The sequence below is a fragment of the Stenotrophomonas sp. 22692 genome (assembly GCF_052045015.1).
Taxonomy (GTDB): domain Bacteria; phylum Pseudomonadota; class Gammaproteobacteria; order Xanthomonadales; family Xanthomonadaceae; genus Stenotrophomonas; species Stenotrophomonas geniculata.
On record NZ_JBQEMR010000064.1, the window covers coordinates 1 to 9,854 of the forward strand.

Sequence of the window (9,854 nt, forward strand, 5' to 3'; positions counted from 1 at the left end):
CCGGTGGGGTCACCCAGGGCAGGACACGCCGTGAACCCATCCATGGATGGCGCCATCGAGCACCATGGATGGGCTTTTGCGTGTCCTGGAGAGGGCGGCCTGCCCCCTCACACTCTGGACAGGCAGGCGCCAACGGAATGCAACCGAAGCCAGTCGCCGTCAGCCTTCCATCTGCTCCAGCTCCTTGCCCTTGGTCTCGCGCACGTAGCGGACCACGAAGACGATCGAGAGGATGGCCGCCACCGTATAGATGCCGTAGGCGCCGGCCAGGCCGATGCCGGCCAGCAGCATCGGGAAGGTCACGGTGATCGCGAAGTTCGAGGTCCATTGCGCGGCGCCGGCCACCGCCAGCGCCGGACCACGGATCTGATTGGGGAACATCTCGCCCAGCATCACCCACATCACCGGGCCCCAGGACATGTTGAAGAACACCACGTAGACGTTGGCTGCCACCAGCGCCAGTCGGCCCATGCCGCCGGACAGCTGCAGGCGACCGTCGGCCAGGCTGCCACTGGCGAAGGCAACCACCATCAGCACCAGCGCCACCGACATGCCGACCGAACCGATCCACAGCAGCGGCTTGCGCCCGATGCGGTCGATCAACAGCACCGTCAGCAGACAGGCGCCGATGCTCAGCGCGCCGGACAGCACGTTGATCAGCAGCGCATCGCTTTCCGAGAAGCCCACCGCCTGCCACAGCACCGCGCCGTAGTAGAACACCACGTTGATGCCGACCAGCTGCTGGAACATGGCCAGGCCGATGCCCACCCAGAGGATCGGGCGCAGCTTGCCGCTGACCGTGTCGCGCAGGTCGGCAAAGCGCGGCTTGTGCTGGTCCTGCGCCAGGCTGGCTTCGATCTCGGCCTGCTTGGCCGCCGCAGCGGCCTCGCCGTACAGCCGCGACAGTACCGCCCTCGCCTGCTGCTGACGCCCTTTCACGACCAGAAAGCGCGGGCTTTCCGGAATCACCAGCAACAACAGCAGGAACAGCCCCGACGGCAGCGCCTGCATCCAGAACATCCAGCGCCAGGCCTCATGGCCCAGCCATAGCGGCTCGGTCGACGCCCCAGCGGCACGGGCCAGCAGGTAATTGCTGAGGAAGGCGGCGAACAGGCCGCAGATGATCGCCATCTGCTGCACCGTGGCCAAACGCCCGCGATAGCGCGCCGAAGCCACCTCGGCAATGTAGGCCGGCGACATCACACTGGCCGCGCCCACCGCGAAGCCGCCGAGCACGCGTGCGGCAATGAACAACCAGGAGGCGTGTGCGGCACCGGCACCCAGCGCCGAAACCAGGAACATCAGCGCCGAGGCGATCAGCACGCCACGACGGCCCAGGCGATCTCCCAGCCAGCCGGCCAGGAAGGCACCGATCGCGCAGCCCAGCAGCATCGAGGCGACCTCGAAACCGAGCGCCGCCTCACTGGAGTTGAAAGCCTGGCGCAGGCCATCGACCGTGCCATTGATGACACCACTGTCGAAGCCGAACAGGAATCCACCCAGGGTGGCCACGCAGCTGATCAGGACGATGAATGCAGTGTTCTCACCGCCATGGGAGGCGATGTTGGGCTGGGCTGGGGACATGGACGATCCTGCTGGGAAGGGGTCCGGCCATCCGACGCAGCCGGCTGACCCGCAGCGTCGCACAGGCCTCGCCCTGCCGCCAATGACCGCCACGGCCGCGCCTGCCAGACGCCCGATTTCCGCCCCGCACCGACACCGGGGGCCAACCTGTTCTAGAATTGGCGGGTTCAGGAATCGATCCACCCCCAGCCCATGCCCTTTGTCGTCACCGAAAACTGCATCAAGTGCAAACACACCGATTGCGTGGAAGTGTGCCCCGTGGATTGCTTCCACGAAGGCCCCAACTTCCTGGTGATCGACCCGGATGAGTGCATCGACTGCACCCTCTGCGAACCGGAATGCCCGGTCAACGCGATCTTCCCGGAGGACGATGTTCCTGCCGGCCAGGAAAGTTTCGTGGCCCTCAACGCCGAGCTGGCGAAGGAGTGGCCGGTGCTGACCGTGCGCAAAGACCCGCCCGCCGATGCCGGCGAATGGGACGGCAAGCCGGACAAGCTGAAGCTGCTGGAGCGCTGAGAAGCGCCCACGGCGGCAACGAAAAGGGCGCCCACGGGCGCCCTTTTCTGTTTTCCGGTAAACGCCAACCGCAAGATCCGGTATGCCAACCTTGCGATCCGGCAGGTGCCAACCTTGGTTGGCACAGAAGCGCCGACCAAGGTCGGCCTCCACCAGAGCGGGTGCGGACCAAGGCCCGCCCCCACCCGACCAGCCCTTACTGCGCCAGCTTCGCCTTCAGCGCAGCGATCAGCTTCACCGGCGCTTCGGCGGTGGCCGGCAGGCCACGCGGGTCGACCGCGGAGATGTAGGCGCCAGCATCGACGGCGACCACGCGGACCAGGAAGTTGCTGCCTTCGTAGGCCACGTCATACGAGCCCAGCAGCTGCGCGCGGCTGGCAATGGTCACACCTTCCACGCCTTCCAGCGCGGTGCCGACCTTGGCGAAAGCCTCGTCCTTGCCACCGGCGATGGTGAAACCGGTGTTGCCCACGGCCGGGGCCGCAGCCGCAGGCGCGGCCGGCTTGGTCGCCGATGCCAGCGTCGGCACCTTGTTGTCACCGGTGGTGGTCGGCAGGTTCAGGTCCGGCGGCACTTCCAGCGGACGCATTTCCGGGGCCAGGGCGTAGTCGCCCTTGACACCACGCTTGAAGCAGCCGGTGGTGCCGGCGGCAACGGCCACCGCAAGCAGGGCGTAGGACAGCACGCGGACGGTGGATACGGATTGACGCATGTGAATCTCCTGGGTCAGACCAAGACGGAAGGTCAGTGGCTGGAAAGGGCTTCGAGGGCGGCGATGTCGCCGGCAAGGTGGTCGGCCGCCGGATGATGCGGCGCCGACAGGGGCAGCAGCGGCAGGCGCAGGTCGTGACCGATGCCGATGCGGCGCAGCAGCGCCTTGACCGGAATCGGGTTCGGTTCGACACCACAGAAATCATGGAACGGATGCAGGCGCGCATCCCACGACGCGGTGGCTTCGTGATCGTGCGCGGCGGCCAGTTCGCACATCCGGCGGTAGGCGCCCGGAAGCACGTTGGAACCGACCGAGATCAGGCCATCGACGCCGGCCTGGATCGACCGGGCCGCCGTGCCGTCGTCACCGCTGAGCACGGCGAACTGCGGGCTGCGCAGGGCCAGCAGCGCCTGCACCCGGCCGGTGTCGCCCACCGCCTCCTTGATGCCGACGATGTTGGGATGGCTGGCCAGTTCGGCCACGGTCTCCGGTTGCATGTCGCAACCGGTGCGGCCAGGCACGTTGTACAGCACGACCGGCAGCCCGCCCTGGTCGGCCACCGCGCGGTAGTGCGCGATCAGGCCGGCCTGGGTCGGCCGCACGTAAGGCGGGGTGACCACCAGCGCATGGCTGGCGCCGAGCGCGGCGGCACGGCGGGTCTGTTCGATGGTCTTGGCGGTGCCCGAAAGGCCGGTACCGGCCATGACCGGGATGCGGCCGCCGATAAGCTCGACCGCGCTGGCCAGCAGCAGGTCGTACTCGGCATCGGTGAGGGTTGCCGCTTCACCGGTCGAGCCGGCTACGACAACGCCATGGACGCCACCTTCCAGTTGCAGGTGCAGCAGGCGCTGCCAACCGTCGGGATCGAGGGCGCCGTCGGCCCGGAACGGGGTCGCCAGCGCGGTGATGAGGCCGGAAAGGGACAAGGACGTGCTGCTCTTGGCTGGGAAGGGAAAACGCCCGCCACGAAAGGCCGGGGGCGACTTGAATGTTACTTGCGGCGCGAAAGCACGGGCAAGTATGCTGGACACCGGTGGATCCCCGCCTCTGGCGGGCATTCAGACTAACGCATGCATTACCCGGAATCGCCTTGACCGACACCACCCCGCGCCCCGCGCCGAGCGAAAACCACCTCCTGATCAACGCCTATACGACGCATCCGGAGTCCCCCCTGCTGTCCGTCACCCGCCGCATCGCCGACAGCGGCTGCAATCTGGTGGACGCACGCCTGGCCACGGTCGGCCGCGATGTCTCGGTCACCGCCCTGGCCACCGGCTCGTGGGACTCGGTGGCCAAGCTGGAAGCGATGCTGACCCGGCTCGAGCGCGAGGAAGGCCTGAAGCTGGTCTGGTACCGCACCGCCGCCAAGCAGGCGCAGTCCAACCTGCTGCCGTACATCGTCGAGGTGATCGCCGCCGACAAGCCGGGCATCCTGTTCCAGCTGGCCGATTTCTTCGACCGCCAGGGCATCACCATCGAGAACCTGCAGAGCACGCGCTACCGCGCCATGCAGACCGGTGCGGAAATGTTCAGCGCGCAGGTCACCATCGGCGTGCCGGCCAACATGCACATCGCCGCGCTGCGCGACGATTTCCTCGAGTTCTGCGACCACCTGAACCTGGACGCGATCATGGACCCGATGAAATTCTGATCGGAAGTGCGGATTTTTCGCGCGCCTCTCACGGGCGCGTGGCGTTTCATGCAATTGTCGTAGAAAGAACCCAGGCTCGACAGAAGGACCTCATGAACAACGGCGATACCCTGGACAGCACCACCCTCTCCCTGCCGCTGGCGCTGTCCGGTGGCGAACAGGCCACTCTCGGCGACTACGCCGGCCACTGGCTGGTGCTGTACTTCTATCCCAAGGACAGCACCCCCGGCTGCACCACCGAAGGCATCGACTTCAACGCGCTGCTGCCGAAGTTCAGGAAGGCAGGCGCGGTGGTACTCGGTGTCTCGCGCGACTCAGTGAAGTCGCACGACAACTTCTGTGCCAAGCAGGGCTTCAACTTTCCGCTGGTCAGCGATGGCGACGAAGCGCTGTGCAGCGCCTTCGACGTGATCAAGATGAAGAACATGTACGGCAAGCAGGTACGTGGCATCGAACGCAGCACCTTCCTGATTTCCCCCGACAGCCGCATCGTGCAGTCCTGGCGCAAGGTCAAGGTTGCCGGCCATGCCGATGCCGTTCTCGCCGAACTGAAGGCCTCCCAGTCCAAGTGAGTCCCACTGCCTACTGTGTCTGCCATCACCCTGCCCCGCAGCAGGCCGTGGTGGTTTTTCCCTGTCCGTAACCAGGAATCGACGATGACCCGAGGCAAGCGCATCTACGTGCTGGATACCAACGTGCTGATGCACGATCCCACCGCGCTGTTCAAATTCGAGGAGCACGACGTCTACCTGCCCATGCAGGTGATCGAAGAGCTGGACAACGGCAAGAAGGGCACCTCCGAGGCAAGCCGCAATGCCCGCCAGGTGAGCCGCTTCCTCAACGAACTGGTGCAGGAATCCGGCCTGGACAACCTGGCCGACGGCATTCCGCTGCAGCGCCCCAACGGCCTGCAGCTGCGCGGCAAGCAGAGCGCCGGCAAGCTGCGCTTCCAGACCAGTCATTTCGACGCGGGCAAGAGCTTTGGCAAGGTCATTCCCGACAATGCCATCCTCGGCGCGATCCTGGCCCTGAAGGAAGAGACGCCGGATCTGCCGGTGGTGTTCGTTTCCAAGGACATCAACCTGCGGATCAAGGCCGCCATCGCCGGCATCGTGTCCGAGGACTACGAGAACGACCGCGCGCTGGACGATTTCAGCCTGCTCTACACCGGCGCCACCGAGCTGCCGGAAGACTTCTGGAAGCGCCACGGCGACGACCTGCGCAGCTGGAGCGACAAGGGCCGTACCCATTACGAAATCCTCGCGCAGGACGGCGAGGAATGGTACCCGAACCAGTACGTCTACCTGCCCGGCGAAGACGAGGTCGAACTGCGCGTCAGCCGCGTGGTCGGCGATGGCAAGGTGGTGCTGTCGCTGGTCGATGATTTCCGCCACGGCAGTCACGCCGTGTGGGGCATCAGTGCGCGCAACCGCGAGCAGAATTTCGCACTGAACGCACTGATGGACCCGGAGATCGACTTCGTCACCCTGCTGGGTACCGCCGGTACCGGCAAGACCCTGCTGGCGCTGGCCGCCGGCCTGGCCCAGACCATGGACCAGCAGCGCTACCGCGAGATCATCATGACCCGCGCCACGGTCAGCGTCGGCGAGGACATCGGCTTCCTGCCCGGCACCGAAGAAGAAAAGATGACGCCGTGGATGGGCGCGCTGACCGACAACCTGGAAGTGCTCACGCACAACCAGGAAGGCGGCACCTGGGGCCGCCAGGCCACCAACGACCTGCTCGCCAGCCGCATCAAGATCCGCTCGATGAACTTCATGCGCGGCCGCACCTTCCTGTCGCGCTACCTGATCCTGGACGAGGCGCAGAACCTCACCCCGAAGCAGATGAAGACGCTGATCACCCGTGCCGGCCCCGGCACCAAGATCGTCTGCCTGGGCAACGTCGAGCAGATCGACACCCCGTACCTGACCGAAACCACTTCGGGCCTGACCTACGCGGTGGATCGCTTCAAGAACTGGCCGCATAGTGCACACATCACCCTGCGCCGTGGCGAGCGTTCGCGCCTGGCCGATTATGCTTCGGAGGTGTTGTGAACCGCTGCACCCGCCTGCTGCTGCCTACGGCTGCGATCACCCTCGCAGCCGTGCTCGGCGCCTGCACGACCACGCGCGGCCCGGCCAGCGTGCCGACCGCCGAGCGCACCGGCCAGTCCTGGGTGGTCACCCGCCCGATCATCGCCGCGCAGGTACTCGACACCTGCTCGCGCACCAGCCCCGGCCGCGAGGCCGGGCGGGTGTCGGGGTACTGGGCGCCCAGCCGGCAGCAGGTCGACCAGCTGGAAGCGCGGCTGTCATCGCTGGAGGCACAGGTACCGAAGGTGCTGGACTTCGACCGCCAGTACGTCGGCATCGAAAGCGCCGGCAAGCGGCTGATCTACATCAACGCCTTCCACCTGCCCGACGACAGCGGCATCAATCCGGCACGGGAAGCGATCCGCGTCTGTGACGGCGGCACGCAGTTCTGGGGCGCGGTGTTCGACCCGGCCAACAACACCTTCAGCGAGCTGCAGTTCAACGGCGGCTTCGGCGGGCCCTGAGGGGCCCCGCCGATGGGAATTCGCCTGCCCACCTGGGTCTGGATCGGCGCGGTCGCGCTGTCGTGCGTGGCCGGCATGGTGAATGTCGTCGGCTTCCTCGGTTTCGAACACCAGGCCGTCAGCCACATGACCGGCAGCACCAGCCAGTTGGGCATGGCGCTGGCCCAGGGTGACTGGCGCGCGGTCGGCCACCTGTGGGGACTGCTGATCGCGTTCTCGCTGGGCGCGATGCTCAGCGGCCTGTTGATCCAGGACAGCACCCTGCAGCTGGGCCGTCGCTACGGCGTGGCCCTGGCACTGGAATCGGCGCTGCTGCTGGTGGCCATTCCGCTGTTCGAACAGCACCAGATCTGGGGCGCACTGGCCGCCGCCATGGCCTGCGGCCTGCAGAACGCGATGGCCACCACCTTCAGTGGCGCGGTGGTACGCACCACCCACCTCAGCGGCATGTTCACCGACCTCGGCATCGGCCTGGGCCACCTGCTGCGTGGGCTGCCGCTGCAGGTACGACGCCTGACCCTCAGCGGCCTGATCATCAGCGGCTTCCTCGCCGGCGGCATCATCGGCGCCTGGCTGTTCATGCGCTGGCAGTACGACGCCCTGCTCGCCCCCGCCCTGCTGACCGGCCTGACCGGGCTGGGCTATGTGCTGTACCAGCAGTGGGCGCGCTGGCGGCACTGAGGGTCGCGCTCTGGGGGTCAGATCCCTTTTCCTGCGGAAATGGGATCTGACCCCGCCTAGCGGATCAAAGGCATCCACGCATGGCGTGGATCTACCTTCCCCTGCAGGACCACGGCACAATCGCCTGATGAGCCCGACCACTCCCGTTTCCGCCCTCACCATCGCCGGCTCCGACTCCGGCGGCGGCGCCGGCATCCAGGCCGACCTGAAGGCCTTCGCCGCGCATCGTGTGCACGGCCTTTCGGCGATCGCCGCGCTGACCGCACAGAACACCCGCGGCGTGACCGCCGTGCACGTGCCACCAATCGACTTCCTGCGCGCGCAGCTGGACGCCTGCTTCGACGACTTCGACATCCACGCGGTGAAGCTCGGCATGCTGGCCAACGCCGAAGTGATCCATGCCGTCGCCGACGCACTGGAGAAGCATCGTCCGCCCCACGTGGTGCTGGACCCGGTGATGGTCGCCACCAGCGGCGCACGCCTGCTGGAAGACAGCGCATTGCAGGCCATGCGTGAGCGCCTGATCCCGCTGGCCACGCTGATCACCCCCAATACGCCGGAAGCAGAACTGCTGGTCGGCCGGAAGATCAGCAACGGCGAAGACGCAGAACAGGCCGCCTCAGCCCTGCTCGACCTCGGTGCGGGCGCAGTGCTGCTCAAGGGCGGTCACCTGCAGGAAGGCAATCGCGTGATCGACCGCTATTTCGACGGCGTCAGCAGCGAAGAATTCATCCATGCGCGCCTGCCACTGGACGCGCACGGTACCGGCTGCACGTTGGCTTCGGCCATTGCTGCGCAGCTGTGCAATGGCCTGAGCCTGGCCAATGCCTGCGAAGCCGGCATCGACTACGTTGCACGTGGGCTGCAGCAAGGCTATGCGCCGGGCCGCAGCGAAGTGCTGGTGCTCGACCATTTCGGCGCGGCACCGCACGCATGAGCCTGACGCCACGCATCCTCGCCGTGCAGTGCAACGACGGCCATCGCTACGAAGTGATCGCCTGCGTGCCTGCACATCCCGTCGCGCGCCTGCTGTGGCTGCCGGCACTGGGCGTGGCCGCGCGCCACTACCTGCCACTGGCATTGGCGCTGGCGGCGAAGGGCGTGGCGGTCTACCTGCACGAGTGGCGCGGCAACGGCAGCAGTTCACTGCGCCCGTCGCGCACGCAGGACTGGGGCTATCGCGAGGTACTCGAACAGGATCTGCCAACCAGCCAGGCGGTCATGGCCACAGCGGATGACGACGCCGGCGCCCTGCCCTGGATCATCGGTGGACACAGTCTCGGTGGGCAGCTGGCTTGCGTGCATGCCGGCCGCAATCCGCACTACTTCAACCGGCTATGGCTGGCCGCCAGTGGCTCACCGTTCTGGCGCGGGTTCCCGCCACCGCGTGGCTGGCTGCTGCCACTGGTCTACCGCTTCCTGCCGTGGATCGCGCGGCGCCAGGGCGTCCTGCATGGCCGTCGCCTCGGCTTTGGTGGCACCGAAGCGCGCGGGCTGATTGCCGACTGGGCGCGCGTGGGCCTGAACAACCACTACGCCGCGTCCGGCATGGACGAAGACCTCGATGCGCAGATGGCGCGCGTGCATGGCAGCGCACAGGCGGTGCTGATGGAGCACGACTGGTTGGCCCCCACCGGATCGATGCAGACGCTGCTGGCGAAGCTGCCGAATGTGGACGCGCAGCTGCGCGTGCTGTCCGCGCAGGAACTGGGCACGCGCGCCGATCATTTCGCGTGGCTGAAGGCGCCGGACGCCGTGGCTGACAGCTTTTTCATTCAGTTGGATGAAAATTTTCACAAAAACTGTTGACGGTTCGCGCCGACATCCGCATAATTCCGCTCCTGTCGCAGGGCGCCCGTAGCTCAGTTGGATAGAGTACCTGGCTACGAACCAGGCGGTCGGGAGTTCGAATCTCTCCGGGCGCACCATACACAGTCAACACAACAGGTTTATGTAATTGGCGCCCGTAGCTCAGTTGGATAGAGTACCTGGCTACGAACCAGGCGGTCGGGAGTTCGAATCTCTCCGGGCGCACCACTCGACAGGTTTTCAGCATCCGCCGCTGGAAATGTTTTAAAATTTGATTGTGTACCGCGCGCCCGTAGCTCAGTTGGATAGAGTACCTGGCTACGAACCAGGCGGTCGGGAGT

10 protein-coding genes, 3 tRNA genes and 1 pseudogene (1 of these 14 running past the window's edge) are annotated in these 9,854 nt (G+C 66.3%); 11 read left to right on the top strand and 3 right to left on the bottom strand.

Features of this window, described 5'->3' with window-relative positions:
• Positions 1–159 precede the first annotated feature (159 nt).
• The gene (locus ACTJJM_RS20705) at positions 160–1,584 is read right to left on the bottom strand and encodes a sugar porter family MFS transporter (RefSeq protein WP_440865942.1); all 1,425 of its coding nucleotides are present in this window, start codon (positions 1,582–1,584) and stop codon (positions 160–162) included.
• A 192-nt stretch (positions 1,585–1,776) separates the two neighbouring features.
• On the opposite strand from ACTJJM_RS20705, the gene fdxA reads away from it, so the two are divergent.
• Entirely contained in the window at positions 1,777–2,100 is a 324-nt protein-coding gene (gene fdxA, locus ACTJJM_RS20710; RefSeq protein WP_004153066.1) for a ferredoxin FdxA, read from the top strand.
• A 196-nt stretch (positions 2,101–2,296) separates the two neighbouring features.
• Here the strand turns inward: fdxA and ACTJJM_RS20715 are convergent, their stop codons facing one another.
• Both ACTJJM_RS20715 and dapA read right to left on the bottom strand, forming a co-directional pair.
• The gene (locus tag ACTJJM_RS20715) at positions 2,297–2,812 is read right to left on the bottom strand and encodes a hypothetical protein (RefSeq protein ID WP_010484296.1); all 516 of its coding nucleotides are present in this window, start codon (positions 2,810–2,812) and stop codon (positions 2,297–2,299) included.
• 32 nt (positions 2,813–2,844) lie between these two features.
• Entirely contained in the window at positions 2,845–3,738 is an 894-nt protein-coding gene (dapA, locus tag ACTJJM_RS20720; protein WP_010484294.1) for a 4-hydroxy-tetrahydrodipicolinate synthase, read from the bottom strand.
• Between the two features lie 164 nt (positions 3,739–3,902).
• On the opposite strand from dapA, the gene ACTJJM_RS20725 reads away from it, so the two are divergent.
• The 10 genes and pseudogenes from ACTJJM_RS20725 to ACTJJM_RS20770 form a co-directional block, all read left to right on the top strand.
• Entirely contained in the window at positions 3,903–4,463 is a 561-nt protein-coding gene (locus ACTJJM_RS20725; RefSeq protein ID WP_005409051.1) for a glycine cleavage system protein R, read from the top strand.
• Between the two features lie 92 nt (positions 4,464–4,555).
• Positions 4,556–5,035, top strand: a complete 480-nt coding sequence (locus ACTJJM_RS20730; RefSeq protein ID WP_010484289.1) for a peroxiredoxin — start codon at positions 4,556–4,558, stop codon at positions 5,033–5,035.
• An 84-nt stretch (positions 5,036–5,119) separates the two neighbouring features.
• Positions 5,120–6,520, top strand: coding sequence for a PhoH family protein (locus tag ACTJJM_RS20735; protein WP_010484287.1), 1,401 nt, complete (start codon positions 5,120–5,122; stop codon positions 6,518–6,520).
• Complete coding sequence (locus tag ACTJJM_RS20740) at positions 6,517–7,023, top strand: hypothetical protein (protein ID WP_010484285.1); 507 nt, start codon at positions 6,517–6,519, stop codon at positions 7,021–7,023. The genes ACTJJM_RS20735 and ACTJJM_RS20740 overlap by 4 nt, the downstream gene beginning before the upstream one ends.
• Positions 7,024–7,035: 12 nt before the next feature.
• Positions 7,036–7,704, top strand: coding sequence for a YoaK family protein (locus ACTJJM_RS20745; protein WP_010484284.1), 669 nt, complete (start codon positions 7,036–7,038; stop codon positions 7,702–7,704).
• Between the two features lie 127 nt (positions 7,705–7,831).
• The gene (thiD, locus tag ACTJJM_RS20750; protein ID WP_010484282.1) at positions 7,832–8,641 is read left to right on the top strand and encodes a bifunctional hydroxymethylpyrimidine kinase/phosphomethylpyrimidine kinase; all 810 of its coding nucleotides are present in this window, start codon (positions 7,832–7,834) and stop codon (positions 8,639–8,641) included.
• A pseudogene (locus ACTJJM_RS20755) lies at positions 8,638–9,565 on the top strand (alpha/beta hydrolase family protein). The gene thiD and the pseudogene ACTJJM_RS20755 overlap by 4 nt, the downstream one beginning before the upstream one ends.
• Positions 9,556–9,632, top strand: a tRNA-Arg gene (locus tag ACTJJM_RS20760). The pseudogene ACTJJM_RS20755 and the gene ACTJJM_RS20760 overlap by 10 nt, the downstream one beginning before the upstream one ends.
• 32 nt (positions 9,633–9,664) lie before the next feature.
• Positions 9,665–9,741: transfer RNA gene (locus ACTJJM_RS20765), tRNA-Arg, on the top strand.
• Positions 9,742–9,799: 58 nt separating this feature from the next.
• A tRNA-Arg gene (locus tag ACTJJM_RS20770) sits at positions 9,800–9,854 on the top strand; it runs 122 nt beyond the window's last position.

Excerpts from the sequence above, each read along its gene's own strand:
- thiD (WP_010484282.1), top strand. The coding sequence starts at position 7,832 with ATGAGCCCGACCACTCCCGTTTCCGCCCTCACCATCGCCGGCTCCGAC.
- ACTJJM_RS20715 (WP_010484296.1), bottom strand. The coding sequence starts at position 2,812 with ATGCGTCAATCCGTATCCACCGTCCGCGTGCTGTCCTACGCCCTGCTT.
- ACTJJM_RS20730 (WP_010484289.1), top strand. The coding sequence starts at position 4,556 with ATGAACAACGGCGATACCCTGGACAGCACCACCCTCTCCCTGCCGCTG.
- ACTJJM_RS20705 (WP_440865942.1), bottom strand. The coding sequence starts at position 1,584 with ATGTCCCCAGCCCAGCCCAACATCGCCTCCCATGGCGGTGAGAACACT.
- ACTJJM_RS20735 (WP_010484287.1), top strand. The coding sequence starts at position 5,120 with ATGACCCGAGGCAAGCGCATCTACGTGCTGGATACCAACGTGCTGATG.
- fdxA (WP_004153066.1), top strand. The coding sequence starts at position 1,777 with ATGCCCTTTGTCGTCACCGAAAACTGCATCAAGTGCAAACACACCGAT.
- ACTJJM_RS20745 (WP_010484284.1), top strand. The coding sequence starts at position 7,036 with ATGGGAATTCGCCTGCCCACCTGGGTCTGGATCGGCGCGGTCGCGCTG.